Below are 16703 nucleotides of genomic sequence, written 5' to 3'. Positions count from 1 at the left end.
TCAAAGCGTTAGGGCACCAGGCTGAACGCCCGGTAGTAGTTGTCGTCGACTAGCGCGTTGAACAGCCGTAGCGACTGCCCGTCATATCGCCCGGGGTAGAGCATCAGCAGCGGCGCGTCGCGCATGTGCGGGTGCAGCGCCGAGAGCAGCGTGTGGGTGCGCAGCAGCGGATAAACGGCGCCCACCCCCTTCACGATCAGCAGGTCGAGATCGTCGACGCGCGTCTTCTCGACGATCCGCGCGGCCAATCGATCCTCTTTGAGGACCGAGCGCAAGGAGGTGAGCAGCGCGTCGTCGCCTTTGGTGCGCTGCATCTCCAACGCCTTGGCCAACAGGCCGCGGTCTTCGAGCAACCCAATCACGCACTCAAAGAGATCCACCGTCGCAAAGCGAAGCTTGGGCTTCTGCTTGCGCACGCCCGGCTCGATCACGTCCGCGAGCCAACCGCGCACCTTCATTTCGTGCTCGGGAGGGTAATCGAAAATCCAGAATCCGATCTCGCCGCCGGCGCCCTTGTTGTCGAGCACATCGGAGGACAGCAGGCGCGGCAATACCTGATTCAATCGGTCGTCAAAGGAGGCGTTCATGTCCGGGTCTCCAAGCGCGCGAGCGTTTCGGCATCGCCAAGGTGTTTGAGGTAAGCCTCGGCCTGCGGATGCACCAAGGGTGGCGTGAGTGCCCTCTGCCGGGTGGAATCAAGGTATTTGGCTTCGAAGAGGATTCGGACAATCACTTGGAATAGTTTCTCGCGGGTCGAGTCGGCCCAGTTCGCGACCGACTCGTCGCGGTGCTCGCACTCCGCCAGAAAACCGTCCCATTGACGATGGCTCAGCGTCTTTTCTAGACGGCGCAGGTCCGCCGCGTAGACATCGCGCATAAAGTCGCTAAGAAGGCGGCTGTGCCGGGCGGCGGCAGACAACAGAATTTGGCGGCAGAGCTCAGCGTCGCCCTGTGCGACCAGGCGCAGTCCGCCTTCGTCGAGGGTTTCGAGACGATTGCGAATCAAACGCGCTTGCCGCTTCGCCGTGGCGGGCTTTTTCTGCAACAAGTTCTCATCATTCAGCGCCGCTTCCCATTGCTCGGCGCTAGGCCGCGAAAGCAACAGGGTCGCTACTCGCCGGCTTTCAGGAATCATCAGCGAACCGGCGGAGATTTCGGCGTTATACAGTCCCACCGTCGGCCTCCTCGACAAGGTCCCCGGATGACGCGGGGCGTTGCGGCCTGGCTGCCGACTCTGCCACTGGCCGATCGCTCCCGTTTTGATCACGCTCCTCCATGCATTTTCTGCGCTGTTCCAGGGTTGGCCGCGCGCGTCGCGCCGACGACGCCCCGCACCCGGCTCAAAAGCCGCAATTATCGCGCACTTTCTGCCCTTTCCGGCCACCGCGACGGGATCGTTCACGGATTCGATGCTCGCGTTGGCGCACCGTGGGGATGGCATCAAAGATGACGTCGAGTCCCGCGAAGCGGCCAGCACACCTTGCCGCGTCGCCTGTGAAACGTCGATCGCATGTAATATGTTGCTTATTGAGTCCACACTGCCGTGTGACACTGGACTGCGAAGTGGCTTGCTGAGATCCGGCAGCCGTTGAAAAAGTCCTTTCGGCTCAGCCGGTTAGAGCCATCGCGTTATACACAAGTGTCGTCGCCGTCGGCTTCGCGTAATAGGCGCAGTGTTTTTGCGGCAATATGAACTTCCCTGAGTCCGAGCCAGATCGTTTTCGCGCCGGGTTCGCCGTCGCTTTTGCGTCCGAGGAATCCCCCCAGGCGTGCGATCAGGCGCAATACTTCATTGAGCTTGGGCTGGGTCGGACGGGGTACTTTCGTGAACAGGTAGGCACTGCGAATTTCGTCTGGATCAAAGAAAAGATGCGCGTCCAGATCGGGGCAAGTGCGTCCCAGCCGCATCAGATAGGCCACGCGCCAAGCCACTACCAGGAACAGCGCCAATGCGCGCTCGAGCTGTTCGATCGAGCCGAGCTGAAGCGCCTCGACGCGGCAAGCATTCTTCAAGATGTTGAACAACATCTCAATTTCCCAGCGCGCTCGATACCAGTCGATCAATTCGATCGCCTCTTCCGAGGTCGTCGCCACGCGGTTGGTCAGCAAGCGCCATTCGATCGGCTTGACTCCCGCGGGCGCATCAAACTCGCGCGCGACCAGACAGGTGGCCGCCACGCACTTGCCTCGGCCTGTGGGCAACTCTACGCGCTGCATCCACAGGTGCTGGCGCACCGTGCGTGCCTTGACACCATGACGCGAGGCCATTGTGAAGCTGATCTGCCCGATGGATTCGCCACGGGTCGCGCGGTCCCACAGCTTGTCTCCCTCCGGCAAGCAGCGGTTATGCGTGGCACGTACCAGCCAGTCGGCCGGCGTACCCAGTGCTTGGGCGCGCTCCATGAGCGCCATCAGGTCCGCTTCGCGGTCCGCCACGTACACCAGGCGCGTGGATGGCAGGCTCGGTGCCATCTCGGCAATGCGTTCATACCCCTCGATCCAACGCAGACTTTCCTTCAGCCCGCCGCGCTTGCCCGATTCGTCCTTCTTCTCGCGCGCCCACATCCACGCGTCCAAAATACCCAAGGGCTCGCGCTGCGGCGTGACCGCGTAGGTCGGATGCAGATACATGCCGCGCTGGGCCTCATAGCTCAGTGGTCCGAGTCCGAACGTGCCTTGACCGTTAAAGTCCAGCTCCGTGGTGTCTTGCAGGCACAGCACCACACGATGCGCTTCCATCCGCTTTTGCGTGTGCTGCCAATGGGGCTCGAGAATCGCGTGCCAGTCGACGTTCTCGTTGTCGAAGAAGCGGTACGCCGCCATCGTCTCGCCCCAACCCTGGCATGCCTTGGGGACACTGGCCATCGGGTCGGCCGCCAATCGTTGCATCAAAAGCCTCGCTCGCTTGTTCAGGCGCGCATCGCCGAGCTCGAGTTGCTCGAATTCCGTCTGGGTCCAGGGCGTCGTTTCGGTGACCAATACGTTCACTCAAAAAGCGAAAGTAAACGCGATTTGCCGAAAGTTTACAAGCCCCCACTCCATGTCATTGAAAGTAAACATGTTTCTCTGCGCTCAGCGACCACCGATCAGAGATGTGTATAACGCAATGGGTTAGAGCGACGGAATCATAATCCGCAGGTCCGGGGTTCGAATCCCTGATTCGCCACCAAGTTGTAAGAAAAAGGCTTTGCGGATAACTCCGCAAAGCCTTTTTTGCGTTGAACATCCAAGATCTTTTGTCGCGGTTACCGCATTTGGCAAAGTCATCTTTTTCGATTGTTTCTATCAGCCCACCGTAACGAATATGCGTCAATGCGACGCACTAATCGCGAAATTTTCAGTCGCGCGTCAATTCTCTTAACGTCACCAAAAGTAAAAATTTGCGACTTGACGTCAAACCTCGGCACAGCGTTATACGATCATGCCCGTCGCTGAATTTGCGATGCACTGATGTTGAACGCTAGGAGGACTGATGAAGCCAAGGGTATTTATAGGTTCGTCCCGAGAAGGGATCCCGATTGCTAATGCAATCCATACAAATCTAACTCGGGATGCAGAGTGCACCGTTTGGAAGAGTGGTGTTTTTCAACCATCTTCTTTCGCGTTGAATAGTCTAATTGACGAACTAGACGATTCGCAGTTCGGTATTTTCGTATTTAGCCCGGACGACACTTTAATAATGAGATCCGAGCAACATCAGGTGGTACGAGACAATGTCCTCTTCGAGCTAGGGCTTTTTATCGGGCGACTGGGACATAAGCGTTGCTTTTTCCTGGTTCCAGAATCAGGAGGCATAAGGTTACCAACCGATCTTTTCGGCCTGAACTCAACCGAATATGAATCGAATCGACGCGATTCAAATTGGGTCGCAGCGGTGAACCCTGCATGCACATCAATATTGCAGGTTATGCGCGACCAGACGCATCTAAGTAAAATCGAAATTTCTGGCCCGATTATCAGGGCTCATATCGGCGCATCAAGCGAACACGTTGCTCCGGCGGGCAAGGAGGTAACGGCAAAGATTAAGATCGAGCAATACAAGAAGTCCTTCTTACTTAAAAATGACGATCCTGTTCATAGAGAGCGCCTTTCCGCACTCCCTTACGCGTCTTATAATCGGACGCTTCAGGGATGGGTCATCCCTCAATTCAAGGGAACTCTTGTCCGTCAAGATCTTGCTGATCTGCTTTGAATTTGACGACGCTCTTTGAGCGTCGGAGCTGGAAATCAGTTTTAGTAATGGCTGTCGCTCAGTAAAGAGCACGGCCTTTTTCACTCACTGCCCGATTAAAAACCCCCGCATGCGTAACATTCATCCCATGCGACGCCCCTTCAATCGTCACCCGCTTTGCCCCATCGATCCACCTTTCCAACGCCCCCGCCGCATCCCGAAACATCTTCGGACTCTTCTCCCCCTCGATAAGCAGCGTAGGGCATTGCACCCTTCCCGCAGCACTTGCATCGTAAGCAGGAAGCGGATCGCGAAATTGAAGCGCCAAGGTATCGGCGTTATCCATCGCCATGGCCCGAAACTCTTTCGGACTCCGCGCCCAGAACCCGGGCCGGCTCACTGAATCGACAAACAACTCCAATCCCGCATCGACCTCACCCGCCGCAATCAACTCCGCCGCCTTCGCTCTTAGCGCATTAACCGGCGCGGGCAACACCGTCCTCGCCCGCGCATCGTCACCGGCCCTGGCCACCGCCCCACCGGGATCAGCCAGCACCAGCGATTTCACCATCTCCGGATACCGGACGGCCAAATGAAACGCCACACACCCACCCCTCGAATGCCCCACAACATTCACCGCCCCCACCCCGAGCCGCTCGATAAACTGCCCCATCTCATCAACATGGGCATCCCAGCTAAACGGCCGTAAATCCCCCGCCACCCCAAGCGCCCCTGCCCTCCCGGAAGGCCAGTAATGCGAAAGACTCGGCGCGACACATCGATACTGCCTGCCAAGCGGCCCCAACTGCGGCTTCCAGTATCGAAAGTCGCAAAGCGAGCCGTGAATAAACAGCATGACTTCCTGATGCTCATGCCCGGTCTGTACAAAGGGCACTTGCACGCCATGATCGAGCGTTGCCACATCGGGCATGGGCAAGCCAAAAAGTTGCGAGGGATCCACCCCATCCAACAGCGTCATCCGATGCAACTCCAATTAGCAAACCAACAAACCACCAAAACCCTCACTCCGGCGCCGTAGCCCGAACGGTAACCATATCGCCCATCGAGTCCTGATCATCGAACGAAGCATCCTCAACATCAGCACCACGCCCACCGCCCAAAGGAATCGCCTCCACCGGAAACCCCTTCTTCTCCCAGGCATCGAGCCCGCCCTTCAGCGGCCGCACATTCGAGAACCCCTTCGCCTTCAACTGCCGCACGATCTGCTTGGCCGTCGCTTCATTCGGACACACGCAGTAGACAACAACCTCGCGCTCGCGGAACATCTCATCGATTTTCCCCGATGCCTGCAGATCCAGCGGCAACGCGCCCTTGATCCTGTGCGCCTCCTTGCGCCGGATCTCTTCGGGCCGGGCATCGAAAATGACGGGCGGTGCGTCGGAGCGCATCATTTCATCGAGCTGCTCGGGCGATATCCGGTACTTCGCGAGCCATCGGCGAAACTGCAGGCGACGCACCCATCGATACGCCAAGAACACCCCCGCAGCCATGCCGAGCACATCGAGCGCGGTCAGCCCGTACGTGCGCACGAACACGAGCAGATCCGCGACCTCGGCCTTCAGGATCGCGCCGCCCAGCATCCAGGCCGATGCCCAGAGCGTCGCGCCCACGAAATCCCAGAACAGGAATACGCGCACATCGATCTGCGTGGTCCCAAGCATGGGCGATGAAACCAGCCCAAGCCCCGGCACGAACTTGGACAACGCGAGCAAAGGCGCGCCGAAGCGCTCGAACCAATGCCGGGCAGTACGCAAGGTGGTATCGAGGGAAAGCGAGAAGCGCACGAGCGAGTTCAGGAACCGCCGACCGTAAAACCTTCCGGCGGCAAACCAGAGAGAATCGGCGATGACCACCGCGATCACCGCAGCAGCCAACATATGCCAGAACGAAGCGAGCCCGGCCGCGACCAGCGTACCGGCGAGCACGAGCATGGGCGCGGCAGGAATGGGCACGCCGAGCTGCGTGGCGAGCACGCTGACGAACACGGCCCACGCGCCCCAGGACGACACTAAAGAGATCGGAACGTGCGGCAAGATCGTGCTCCTCGCATTGAGTGCAGAGCGCAACATTCTGGATATTTACTGTTTGACCGATATCGACAAAACCGCGCCTGACCCGCAACTTTATAGCGAAAACGAAAATATCGCCGGGCTTACAGGCGCATTAACACGCGCTGATCACCCCTCGATCCGCGCTCGCGTCACGCCGAGCAAACCGGCCATGGCGTGACGCGCAGCGCTTGATTTCCGCTTGGCGATGGCATCGAAGACGGCCGTGTGTTCGGCCATCGATGCATTGAACACCTCCGCCCGACGCGCATTCAACTGCAATTGCGCCTCGAGCGTGCGCTCGATCAGCGTCCCGAGCGGCACGAGCAACTCGTTGCTGCACGCGTTCAGCACGCTCAAGTGAAAGCGCAGGTCGGCGCGCACCCATTCGTCGACGTTGCGGGCATCGAGCATCGCCTGATGGGCTTCGGCCAGACGCGCCATCGCATGTTCATCGTGATTCGCAGCGGCCAGAGCGGCGGCATAAGGTTCGATCATCTCGCGCATTTCCTGCAGCTTGAGCGCGAACTGCATGGGCTTGGCGACACGCGAGTACCACTCGAGCACGTCGGCATCGAGCAGGTTCCACGCGTCTCGCGGCCGCACGCGCGTGCCGATCCGGGGCCGCGATTCAATCAATCCCTTCGATGTCAGCGTCCGCAACGCCTCACGCAGCACGGTCCGGCTCACGCCAAAGCGCTCCATGAGCTCGGCTTCGCGCGGCAAGATGGTCGCGGGCGCGAAATCGCCGCGCAAGATTTCAGTGCCGAGGTCGTAAGCCACGCGTCCGTGCAGATCGTGCTGAATGACTTTCCCCTTTGCGCAAAATGACGCGATTATACGGACCCACAAACGGACCCTTTACTGGCAAGCGTTTCCGTCGAATAGTACTATTAATATACAGAGTGAGCTGATTTTTGATAGCATTGAAACCCTCGTTCCTCACTCACCAGACAATCAGGAGACGCCAGCATGAAAATCACGAAACTCGAAACTTTTATCGTTCCGCCGCGCTGGTGTTTCCTGAAGATCACAACGGACGAAGGCATCGTCGGCTGGGGCGAACCGGTGGTGGAAGGCCGCGCGCACACGGTCGCAGCAGCGGTCGATGAGCTCTCGGACTACCTGATCGGCAAGGACCCGCTGTTGATCGAGGATCACTGGCAGGTGATGTATCGCGCGGGGTTTTATCGTGGCGGGCCGATCGGCATGAGCGCGATTGCGGGCGTCGATCAGGCGCTCTGGGACATCAAGGGCAAGCATCATGGCGTGCCCATTCACGCGCTGCTCGGCGGTCAGGTGCGCGACCGCATCAAGGTGTATTCGTGGATTGGCGGCGATCGTCCAAGCGATGTCGCGAACAATGCGCACGCGGTCGTGGATCGCGGTTTCAAGGCCGTGAAGATGAACGGTTCGGAAGAACTTCAGATCATCGATACCTTCGACAAGGTCCAGGCGGTCATCAACAACGTCGCGGCCGTGCGTGAGGCGGTGGGACCGAACATTGGCATCGGCGTGGATTTCCACGGCCGCGTGCACAAGCCGATGGCGAAGGTCCTCGCGAAGGAACTCGATCCGTTCAAGCTGCTGTTTATCGAAGAGCCGGTGTTGTCGGAGAACGTCGAGGCGTTGCGGGATATCGTGAACCAGACCAGCACGCCGATCGCGCTTGGCGAGCGTCTCTATTCGCGCTGGGATTTCAAGCACATCCTGGCCGGCGGTTATGTGGACATCATCCAGCCAGACGCATCGCACGCGGGCGGGATCACGGAATGCCGCAAGATTGCATCGATGGCCGAAGCCTACGACGTTGCCCTCGCCCTGCATTGCCCGCTTGGGCCGATCGCGCTGGCAACCTGCCTGCAAATCGATGCCGTCAGCTACAACGCCTTCATCCAGGAGCAAAGCCTCGGGATTCACTACAACAAGGGCAACGACCTGCTCGACTACATCAAGAACCCGGAAGTCTTCAAATACGAAGACGGCATGGTGATGATTCCGCAAGGGCCGGGCTTGGGTATCGAAGTGAACGAAGAGAAGGTGCGCGAGATGGCGAAGGTCGGTCACCGCTGGCGCAATCCAGTGTGGCGTCACGCCGATGGCAGCGTTGCAGAATGGTGATCTGAGAATTGCGGCGCACCGTACGATACGGTTGCTTCAGGCATCGTAGAATACGGCTTATCAAGACAGCGGTTCGTCTTGATGTTGTTACGTAACGCGCTGTCGAGCTTCGTTCTCGCAGCGCGTTACGCCGTTTAAAAAGGGGCGTTTGGAATTCCGGCGAACCCTTTTGCAGCAAGGCCTTGCATGCAGCATCGACACCTGGCCCGCGTCTTGCATTATCTCGTGTACAGATGTTCCGACCCATGCGCCCGGGAAGAGCGCGACGATAAAGCGAAAGAGTTCAGCATGTACACACTTCCAGACGAATATATCCGCACGCAAATGGCCGTTGGCGCGCTTGTGCTGTTCGGCGTGCTCCGCGTGATCTGCGCCTCGATGGGCGCGCAGTACAACTGGCGGCTGTCGGTCGTCACGAAATGCTTCATTGGCGCTGCGGTGCTGTTTTGCCTGCCGCAACTGGCCGATGTCCTGTTTTCATCGCCCATGTCGCACAAGGCGTTCATCGAGTTGCAGGGCAAGGCAGTCGGCTGCGCGCTGGCACTGTTCTGCGCGCCTATCGTGAGTCACAGACTCGGTTACGAATAAGCTCGCCAGGCACAACACACACCTGCGCTTCATCCCGCCGATGCAAACCCCGGCACGCTGTGCGAAAGCACGGCGGCCGCGACAAACACCGCAACGATCAAAACCGCTTCCACCCGCATGACGCCGGTGAACGTGCGGGCATCGACTGTCGATGCCGTGCGCTGCAATCGCGGCAACACGGACCATCGGTTCATTGCGCCGAGCAGCAACGCGGTCGCGACCAGCACCGCTTTCACCACCAGCGCCTGGCCCCACGCGCTTGCTTCGAGCGCTTCTGCCGAACCGCCCAACCCGCGCCAGGCGTTGTATACCCCGGTCAACACCACGAGCGAGACGGCGATCACGGACATCGTCGACATCTTTCCGGCTGTGCGAATCAAATACGCCCGCGCCAGCGATGTCCCCAACGCCGACAACACGCTCCACGCGCTCGCGAACACCACGCCGCCCCATAAAGCGGTCGCCAGAAGATGGACGGTCTGCACGCCTTCGGCCAGCGAAAACGCGCCGGCATCGGCGGCATGGCCAATCGACGCCTTCCCCGCCGCGGCCACGATCGCGCCCACCGCGAACAATCCGAGCCGCGGACTGCCCTTCGCGGTCGCGAAGACCATTGCAAAGTTAAGCAGCACGCTGCCGCCAAAGGCGATCGCCCAGCCGATACCCGCATGCGTGCCGGTCACCACGGCAATAACGGCGGAGAACGCATCGAACAAAGGCGTGCCGCTCATCGATGCCGCCTGCAGCCACACCAGCACGAGATCCGCCACGGCCAGCACGACCGCGCCGCCGATGCTCAACCGCCGCGCTTTTTGCCACGCGGCGTGGGCGGGCGACTTGGCCTCGACCGCTTTCTCTTTCGATAACCACACGCTCAGCAATCCCGCGCCGAGCGTGCAGGCAAACGCAATATCGGCAAACGCAGCGATAACGACCTGCGACAACCAGAGCGGATCGCCGTTCATGCGCACACCTGCGGAAATTGAGTCATGCTGAAAGCGAACGAGGAAGGCATTGAAAGTTCGGTGGGGTGTCGTGGATCGGCGCAACAGGGCTTCCGGACCGCGAGTCTATCGGAACGGGCACATGGAATGCACGACAAGGACGGTTGCAAGAAATGGTCGAAATCGAGTCGATGCTTTGTCGAACGCAACGCCCCGCCAGTGATTGAAGAGTTTCAAATCCCCTGTCGATCAGTCGCGCGGCAAATTGTCGCGCAGAGGTTGAAAGTCAGCCACAACAGGTCAATGCTCAAATAGTCATCATCAGGCAACGATGATAGAATGCCGCGTCGCATCAGAGGCTCGCAGAGCCAATGTGGCAATGGTTCACCACATATTCGCACCGGGCCGAACGAAGCTCGGCAGGTCCTCGAAATTCATGGAGTGTCGCGTGTCTTCAAGACGCATCTTTCGTCCGTTGCTCGCCCCGCTAATGGCGCTGGCGCTCTTAGGGACTGCCAGCGCTGCTGCCGGCGCCGCCGAAGCTCAAGCCGCCCAGCCCGTCGCGCCGGACACCATGGCAGCTCGTGTGCAGGGCTGTACGGCATGTCATGGCGTGCACGGTGAAGGCACGGACAATGACTATTTCCCGCGTCTTGCCGGCAAGCCCGCCGAGTACCTGTACAACCAATTGCAGAACTTCCGTGAAGGCCGCCGGAAGTATCCGCCCATGAACTACCTCGTCACGTATCTCTCCGACGACTACCTTCACCAGATCGCCACGTACTTCTCGCAACAGCGCCCGCCTTATCCGCAGCCGGCCAAGCCGACCGTGTCGGCATCGACTGTGACGAAAGGCCAGCAGATCGTGCTGAACGGCGACCCGAGCCGCAACATTCCGGCTTGCGCGGCCTGCCACGGCGCGTCGCTCACTGGTATGGAACCGGCTATTCCGGGTCTCGTGGGATTGCACTCCGATTACATCAGCGCGCAGCTCGGCGCCTGGCGTGCGGGCTCGCGTCACGCGAAAGCACCTGACTGCATGCAACAGATCGCATCCCGCCTGACCGACGACGACGTGACCTCTGTCGCCGCCTGGCTTTCCACGCAAACCGCACCGGCCAATCCGGTACCCGCGCCCGCTGGCTCACGCAAGATGCCGCTCGTCTGCGGCAGCGAACCGCAATAAGGCGCGAGGAGCGATAAGAATATGAAACGCAAGTCCCTGTTCGCACTCTCGGCGGTTGTCGTCCTTACGGCTGCCGCAGCCGCTGCCGCCCTCTGGTCAGGTGGCGACGCATTCCATTCGAGCGGTGCTGTCGCCGCCGTGCCCGTCGACCAGACCGAGCTGATCAAGCGCGGTGAATACCTGGCGCGCGCTGGTGACTGTATTGCCTGCCACACGGTTCGCGGCGGCAAGACGTTCGCGGGCGGCCTGCCCATGCTGACGCCGTTCGGCACCATGTACACGCCGAACATCACGCCGGACGATCAATACGGCATCGGCAAATGGACATCGGACGATTTCTACCGGTCGATCCATAACGGACGCTCGAAAGACGGCAGCCTGCTTTATCCGGCTATGCCGTTCACGGCTTACACGAAGGTCACACGCGCCGACTCGGACGCCATGTTCGCGTACATGCGCTCGGTGCCGCCTGTGAACGAACCCAGCCGTCCGCACGAACTGCGCTTCCCGTTCAACCAGCGCAACATGCTGATTGGCTGGCGCGTGCTGTTCTTCCGCGAAGGCGAGTTCAAGCCGGATCCCACGAAGTCGGTCGAGTGGAACCGCGGTGCTTACCTGATCGAAGGGCTTGGCCATTGCAGCATGTGCCACACCTCGATCAACCCGCTCGGCGGCCCGGTGAGCTCGGCAGCCTTCGGCGGCGGCCTGATTCCGCTGCAGAACTGGTATGCGCCTTCGCTCACGTCGAACAAGGAAGCTGGTCTTGGCGACTGGGACGCGAAGGACATCAACGACCTGTTGAAGACGGGTGTATCGCAGCGTGGCGCCGTATTCGGTCCAATGGCCGAAGTGGTCCACAACAGCCTGCAATACATGACGGACGCGGACATCGGCGCAATGACCACGTACCTCAAGTCGATTCCGCAAAAGAAGGAAGCGCCGGAAACCATGCAGTTCGAGACATCGGAGAAATTCGGTGGCGAGTTGCTGGTCCAGGGCAAGAAGATCTACACGGAAAATTGCGCGAAGTGCCACGCGGAGAACGGTCTCGGCAAGCCGCCGGCTTACCCGCCGCTCGCCAACAACCAGTCCATCCAGATGCAGTCGGCCGTGAACCCGATCCGCATGACGCTCAACGGTGGTTATCCGCCGAGCACGGAAGGCAACCCGCACCCGTATGGCATGCCGCCGTTCGCGCAAGCTTTGTCGGATACGGAAGTGGCTGCGGTTGTGACGTACATTCGTATGTCGTGGGGCAACCACGGTACGCCGGTGTCGCCGCAACAAGTGAGCAACCTGCGTTCGGCGCCGCTGGACTGACCGAAAGAGACCAGTTCGACTAGTAGCGTAAAATGCAGTGGAGGGCGCAGGCCTCGCAGTCGGGGCGGCGCCCTTCTTCTTTTTGCGCCGGGCTGTCCGGGCGCTGCGCTTGTGCGCAATCGAAGCGAGTCGGGGACTATCCGTTCGAGTAGCCGGTCTCGCGATAAAATACCTGGCGATTGCAACATGCGGAAAACGCAGCGCAGGCAGTGAGGATGTTCTTCGATGCACGTTGGTGAGCGGTTCAACAGCGTTACCCATCTTGTCGGCACTGTACTGTCGGTGGCGGGACTTGCAACGCTCGTGACCATGGCATCGCTGGAACGCGATCCGTACAAGATCGTGAGCTTTGCCGTGTATGGCGCCATGCTTCTCGCCTTGTACGCGATTTCAACGCTCTATCACTGGGTCCGCAGCCCGCGGCTCAAGGCTGTATTGCAAAAATGCGATCATTCGGCCATTTATTTGCTGATCGCGGGAAGCTACACGCCGTTCACGCTCGTCACGTTGCGCGGTCCGTGGGGTTGGTCGCTATTCGGGGTAAGCTGGGGGCTTGCTGCTCTTGGCATCGTTCAGGAACTCACGCTCGGGCGCCGAACCCGCAGTGTATCGATGGTGATTTACGTGTTGATGGGCTGGCTCGCGCTCGTAGCCATCCGTCCTCTCGTTACAGCATTACCGCCCGCCGGCACGGCGTGGCTGCTGGCAGGCGGCTTGATCTACAGCGCCGGCATTTACTTTTTCATCAACGACGAGCGCATCCGGCACGGCCATGGCATCTGGCACCTGTTCGTGTTGGGCGGCAGCTTGTGTCAATTCGTCAGCATTGCGCGCTATGTTGCGTGAGCCTGCCCTGATCGGCACTCAATGCCTGATGATTTGAAGCGTGCGCGCTTCAAATGCAACTTAACGCCAGTCAGCGTGTCTTGATAGCGCGTTGATCTTCGCGGCAACTTTCCCGGCGCTCCTGCTTTTCTTCAAGCAAGCGCCCCGATCGTCATGCCGCCCGATTTCCTCGATCGTCGTACGCGCGCACCTCATTTGAGGCCTATGCGACAACGCCGGTCGGCATACCGAATCTGTGAACACTTATGTCTTTTGATTCCCTCGGCTTGTCCGAACCCTTGCTTCGCGCGGTCCTTGAACAAGGCTACACCACCCCTACTCCCATCCAGTCGCAGGCCATCCCGGCCGTGCTGAACGGTGGCGACCTGCTGGCAGGCGCGCAGACCGGCACCGGCAAGACGGCCGGTTTCACGTTGCCTATCCTGCAACGTTTGTCCGAGGCAGCCGCCCCTGCGGCCGGTGCCAAGCGCCCGGTTCGTGCGCTCATCCTGACGCCCACGCGCGAACTCGCCGCGCAGGTCGAAGAAAGCGTGCGGACTTACGGCAAGTACCTGAAGCTGAAATCGACCGTGATGTTCGGCGGCGTGGGCATCAATCCTCAAATCGATGCATTGCGGCGCGGCGTGGACATCGTCGTGGCGACGCCGGGACGGTTGCTCGATCACATGCAGCAAAAGACCATCGACTTGTCGAAGCTCGAGATCCTCGTGCTCGACGAAGCCGACCGCATGCTCGACATGGGCTTCATTCACGACATCAAGCGTGTACTCGCCAAGCTGCCGCCGAAGCGCCAGAACCTGCTGTTCTCGGCTACCTTCTCCGATGAAATCAAGACCCTCGCCGACAGCCTGCTCGACAAGCCGGCGCTGATCGAAGTGGCACGCCGCAACTCGACCGTCGAAGCGATCGCGCAAAAGATCCACCCGGTCGATCGCGACAAAAAGCGCGAGTTGCTCACGCATCTGATACGACAGAACAACTGGTTCCAGGTGCTGGTATTTTCGCGGACGAAGCACGGCGCGAACCGCCTGGCCGAGCAGTTGACGAAGGACGGCATCAGCGCGCTGGCCATTCACGGCAACAAGAGCCAGTCGGCGCGTACGCGTGCTTTGGCCGAGTTCAAGGACAACACGCTGCAGGTGCTCGTGGCGACGGATATTGCGGCGCGCGGTATCGATATTGATCAGTTGCCGCACGTGGTCAACTTCGATTTGCCGAACGTGCCGGAAGACTACGTTCACCGGATTGGACGCACGGGACGTGCTGGGGCGACGGGCGAAGCGGTATCGCTGGTTTGCGTCGATGAACATCAGTTGCTCAAGGACATCGAGCGGCTCATCAAGCGCCCTATTCCGCAGGAAGTGATTGCGGGGTTCGAGCCGGATCTGACCCAGAAGCCGGAACCGATCCTCCGACGCAGCCAGGGCGGCGGCGGTGCGCGTCAAGGTTCGCCGCGTCAGGGCGCGCCGAAACAGGCGAATGGTGGTGGCGGCCGTGGACCGGCCAAGCCGGCGCATGGCGGCGGGAATGGCAACGGCAATGGCGGTGGCGGCAATGGATCGCGCTCGCAAAAGCCGGTAGCGGCCAAGACGGGCGGCAACGGCAGCAGCGGCGCTCCGCGCAAGCCGGAAGGCGCACGACCGGCTGGCGCGTTGCTGGGCGGCAAGCCGCGGACTGAAGGCGGCGGTGCCGGCCGGCGCGATACGCCGCGCACGGGTCAACGCGGGCGTTAATCGATGCGGTAAGTTCAGACAGCGGCGCTTTTTAGCTCCGCTGTTTTCGTTTCAGGGGGCCGCGCTCGCGGCACGCTTCAGTCCTTCCACCTGATGACGCCAGCGGTCCAGTACGGCGTTCTCCTGCCCCTCGGCAAAGGCGAATTCGATTCCCTGCGCGAGCCGCGCGTAGGCAACCTTCTGCCATTCACCGCTTTCGATCGTCGCGATAAAACACGTCACCGGCGAGTCCGCGAACGGCACGACCTCGGCCCGTAGCTGGACCTGGAAGAACGCTTCATCGAAGACGAAGGTCAACGTGGCCAACCCGGTCTTCGATATCACCCGCGCCGCCCGCGACTGAGGCCACAACGAAAAGCACAAGCTGCCGGGGTCCGGCGCGAACAACTCGCCGACGCTCAGCAACGACGTTCGGATACGGCCTTCATCGGCGGCGAGAAGCGATGCGGTGAAACCCGCTTTCGTTTCTATCGATGTGCCGTCGAAGAGCGCGCGCAGCGGCAGCGGCCATTCGTCGAACGTGCCGTGCTCAATGTCGCGTGTACCCGATGCCGAGGGATCGCTCATATGGAACTCCGTGAAAGGACGATGGCCCGCGAAAGCGGGCCATCGATCAAAGCATCACGCACAGCGAAGCTCAGCGGAAGAAAACGTGCTGCGTGATCTTCGCGATTGGATAGTGAACGCTTGGCTGGATGCGTGCGGGCAAATCCAGCGGCTTGAGCAGCATCTTCACGCACATATCCGCCGACAAATTGCGTCGAACCAGCGCGTTCACGCGCGCTGCCAGCTCGCGGTTATGCGCTGTGTCGTTCGCGCGATCCGGATAGCGGATGGCGAAAACGTGGCGCAGCGCGATCTCGGAATCCTCGTTCTTGATTTCTATCACGCGTCGCAGCAGCGCGCCCAGCACGGCGAACCGGCCGTTGCCTTCGATCTTGTTGTACTTCTTGAAGAAGCGGAAGAAGTGCTTGTAGTGACGGACTTCGTCGGTACGTATGTTGTCTGTGAGCTGCTTCAGCACCGGTTCGTCGGAGCATTCATTGATAGCGCGGTACAAGGTTGCCGTACCGGTCTCCACCACGCACCGCGCAACCATTTCCAGCGCGCGGGTCTTCTCGAAGTCCTCGACCGAACACGTCAGCGAGTACTCGGCGAAGAAATTCTTGAATGCCGTATCCCAGTCGAACTCGGGCCACACGTGGTTGATGTACGTCTTCAACGCGCGGCCGTGCTGCATTTCCTCGGGTTCCCATTCGGTGTTGAGCCAGGAGGAAACTTCCGGATCGTCGTTGAAATAGGTGCTCAGGTTGCTCGTATAGAGATCGGTGCCGCTCTCGATGAACGAGGCCGCACAAAGCAACAAGAGCAGATGTTCGTTGGATGCCGCCTTGCGACGGTCGATCCGGGACAGGTCGATGTCTTCGATCCGCCAAGGCATCACATGGGTACTTTCAGTGTGCATAAATATCGCGCTCCCAAATCTGTATTGAACGCGCCGTCAGCCAAACCGGCCGAAAATCAGGCAACGCCATGAACAACGAAGTCATGGCGTTCTCATATGGTTGAGGACTTCTTTGAGCCTGCATATTAGCCGGGTTATAGCGAAGCTGCAGGCACGAAGAGAGACCGCTCAAGCAATGGTCAGTTCCGGATACTGTTTAATTCAGCACAAATCATACCGAGTCATGGGAGTGAGTTGCCAGTGCGCGAACAGCGCGACCT

The 16703-nt window shown here is 59.9% G+C and carries 16 protein-coding genes; 7 read left to right on the top strand and 9 right to left on the bottom strand.

Going from position 1 to position 16703, the window contains the following annotated elements:
- Nucleotides 1–8: 8 nt before the first annotated feature.
- From AX768_RS02025 to AX768_RS02015, 3 genes are all read right to left on the bottom strand, one after another.
- Nucleotides 9–587 (bottom strand): DUF1788 domain-containing protein, encoded by a 579-nt coding sequence (locus AX768_RS02025; protein ID WP_061998564.1) that lies wholly within the window; start codon nt 585–587, stop codon nt 9–11.
- Complete coding sequence (locus AX768_RS02020; RefSeq protein ID WP_231941296.1) at nt 584–1402, bottom strand: DUF1819 family protein; 819 nt, start codon at nt 1400–1402, stop codon at nt 584–586. The genes AX768_RS02025 and AX768_RS02020 overlap by 4 nt, the downstream gene beginning before the upstream one ends.
- 227 nt (nt 1403–1629) lie before the next feature.
- Nucleotides 1630–2979, bottom strand: a complete 1350-nt coding sequence (locus AX768_RS02015) for an IS4 family transposase (protein ID WP_062000703.1) — start codon at nt 2977–2979, stop codon at nt 1630–1632.
- A gap of 493 nt (nt 2980–3472) precedes the next feature.
- Between AX768_RS02015 and AX768_RS31805 the strand changes: the two genes are divergently transcribed.
- The gene (locus tag AX768_RS31805; protein WP_082778723.1) at nt 3473–4192 is read left to right on the top strand and encodes a TIR domain-containing protein; all 720 of its coding nucleotides are present in this window, start codon (nt 3473–3475) and stop codon (nt 4190–4192) included.
- A gap of 58 nt (nt 4193–4250) precedes the next feature.
- On the opposite strand, the gene AX768_RS02005 is transcribed toward AX768_RS31805, so the two are convergent.
- The 3 genes from AX768_RS02005 to AX768_RS01995 form a co-directional block, all read right to left on the bottom strand.
- Nucleotides 4251–5150, bottom strand: coding sequence for an alpha/beta fold hydrolase (locus AX768_RS02005; RefSeq protein WP_082778722.1), 900 nt, complete (start codon nt 5148–5150; stop codon nt 4251–4253).
- Nucleotides 5151–5193: 43 nt separating this feature from the next.
- Nucleotides 5194–6225: a DedA family protein/thiosulfate sulfurtransferase GlpE gene (locus tag AX768_RS02000; protein ID WP_062000701.1), complete on the bottom strand. Its 1032-nt coding sequence runs from the start codon at nt 6223–6225 to the stop codon at nt 5194–5196.
- A 144-nt stretch (nt 6226–6369) separates the two neighbouring features.
- Nucleotides 6370–7080, bottom strand: coding sequence for a FadR/GntR family transcriptional regulator (locus AX768_RS01995; protein WP_155524245.1), 711 nt, complete (start codon nt 7078–7080; stop codon nt 6370–6372).
- Between the two features lie 132 nt (nt 7081–7212).
- Between AX768_RS01995 and dgoD the strand changes: the two genes are divergently transcribed.
- Together dgoD and AX768_RS01985 are read left to right on the top strand one after the other, a co-directional pair.
- Entirely contained in the window at nt 7213–8361 is a 1149-nt protein-coding gene (dgoD, locus tag AX768_RS01990; protein ID WP_061998562.1) for a galactonate dehydratase, read from the top strand.
- Nucleotides 8362–8649: 288 nt separating this feature from the next.
- A complete protein-coding gene (locus AX768_RS01985) occupies nt 8650–8949 on the top strand; it encodes a hypothetical protein (protein ID WP_062000699.1) in 300 nt (99 codons plus the stop codon).
- 29 nt (nt 8950–8978) lie between these two features.
- Here AX768_RS01985 and AX768_RS01980 read toward each other — a convergent pair whose 3' ends face one another.
- Entirely contained in the window at nt 8979–9914 is a 936-nt protein-coding gene (locus tag AX768_RS01980) for a copper resistance D family protein (RefSeq protein ID WP_061998561.1), read from the bottom strand.
- Nucleotides 9915–10329: 415 nt separating this feature from the next.
- Between AX768_RS01980 and AX768_RS01975 the strand changes: the two genes are divergently transcribed.
- The 4 genes from AX768_RS01975 (at nt 10330) to AX768_RS01960 (ending at nt 14978) form a co-directional block, all read left to right on the top strand.
- Nucleotides 10330–11079: a c-type cytochrome gene (locus tag AX768_RS01975; RefSeq protein ID WP_061998560.1), complete on the top strand. Its 750-nt coding sequence runs from the start codon at nt 10330–10332 to the stop codon at nt 11077–11079.
- A 21-nt stretch (nt 11080–11100) separates the two neighbouring features.
- The gene (locus AX768_RS01970) at nt 11101–12399 is read left to right on the top strand and encodes a c-type cytochrome (protein WP_061998559.1); all 1299 of its coding nucleotides are present in this window, start codon (nt 11101–11103) and stop codon (nt 12397–12399) included.
- Nucleotides 12400–12624: 225 nt separating this feature from the next.
- Nucleotides 12625–13245, top strand: coding sequence for a PAQR family membrane homeostasis protein TrhA (gene trhA / locus AX768_RS01965; protein WP_061998558.1), 621 nt, complete (start codon nt 12625–12627; stop codon nt 13243–13245).
- Between the two features lie 245 nt (nt 13246–13490).
- On the top strand, nt 13491–14978 hold the full coding sequence (locus tag AX768_RS01960) for a DEAD/DEAH box helicase (RefSeq protein WP_061998557.1): 1488 nt from the start codon (nt 13491–13493) through the stop codon (nt 14976–14978).
- 51 nt (nt 14979–15029) lie between these two features.
- Here the strand turns inward: AX768_RS01960 and AX768_RS01955 are convergent, their stop codons facing one another.
- Both AX768_RS01955 and AX768_RS01950 read right to left on the bottom strand, forming a co-directional pair.
- The gene (locus AX768_RS01955) at nt 15030–15545 is read right to left on the bottom strand and encodes a hypothetical protein (RefSeq protein WP_061998556.1); all 516 of its coding nucleotides are present in this window, start codon (nt 15543–15545) and stop codon (nt 15030–15032) included.
- A gap of 70 nt (nt 15546–15615) precedes the next feature.
- Nucleotides 15616–16443 (bottom strand): ferritin-like domain-containing protein, encoded by an 828-nt coding sequence (locus AX768_RS01950; RefSeq protein ID WP_061998555.1) that lies wholly within the window; start codon nt 16441–16443, stop codon nt 15616–15618.
- Between the last annotated feature and the right edge of the window lie 260 nt (nt 16444–16703).

Origin of the sequence: Burkholderia sp. PAMC 28687, assembly GCF_001577465.1 — a bacterium.
Lineage (GTDB): Bacteria > Pseudomonadota > Gammaproteobacteria > Burkholderiales > Burkholderiaceae > Caballeronia.
Note: the sequence above shows the minus strand (reverse complement) of the source record. Positions and strands in the feature narration are given on the sequence as shown.

Bases quoted from the DNA above. Each gene is read 5' to 3' on its own strand.
- AX768_RS02025 (WP_061998564.1), bottom strand. From the start codon at position 587: ATGAACGCCTCCTTTGACGACCGATTGAATCAGGTATTGCCGCGCCTG.
- AX768_RS31805 (WP_082778723.1), top strand. From the start codon at position 3,473: ATGAAGCCAAGGGTATTTATAGGTTCGTCCCGAGAAGGGATCCCGATT.
- AX768_RS02005 (WP_082778722.1), bottom strand. From the start codon at position 5,150: ATGACGCTGTTGGATGGGGTGGATCCCTCGCAACTTTTTGGCTTGCCC.
- dgoD (WP_061998562.1), top strand. From the start codon at position 7,213: ATGAAAATCACGAAACTCGAAACTTTTATCGTTCCGCCGCGCTGGTGT.
- AX768_RS01985 (WP_062000699.1), top strand. From the start codon at position 8,650: ATGTACACACTTCCAGACGAATATATCCGCACGCAAATGGCCGTTGGC.
- AX768_RS01980 (WP_061998561.1), bottom strand. From the start codon at position 9,914: ATGAACGGCGATCCGCTCTGGTTGTCGCAGGTCGTTATCGCTGCGTTT.
- AX768_RS01975 (WP_061998560.1), top strand. From the start codon at position 10,330: ATGGAGTGTCGCGTGTCTTCAAGACGCATCTTTCGTCCGTTGCTCGCC.
- AX768_RS01970 (WP_061998559.1), top strand. From the start codon at position 11,101: ATGAAACGCAAGTCCCTGTTCGCACTCTCGGCGGTTGTCGTCCTTACG.
- trhA (WP_061998558.1), top strand. From the start codon at position 12,625: ATGCACGTTGGTGAGCGGTTCAACAGCGTTACCCATCTTGTCGGCACT.
- AX768_RS01960 (WP_061998557.1), top strand. From the start codon at position 13,491: ATGTCTTTTGATTCCCTCGGCTTGTCCGAACCCTTGCTTCGCGCGGTC.
- AX768_RS01955 (WP_061998556.1), bottom strand. From the start codon at position 15,545: ATGAGCGATCCCTCGGCATCGGGTACACGCGACATTGAGCACGGCACG.
- AX768_RS01950 (WP_061998555.1), bottom strand. From the start codon at position 16,443: ATGCACACTGAAAGTACCCATGTGATGCCTTGGCGGATCGAAGACATC.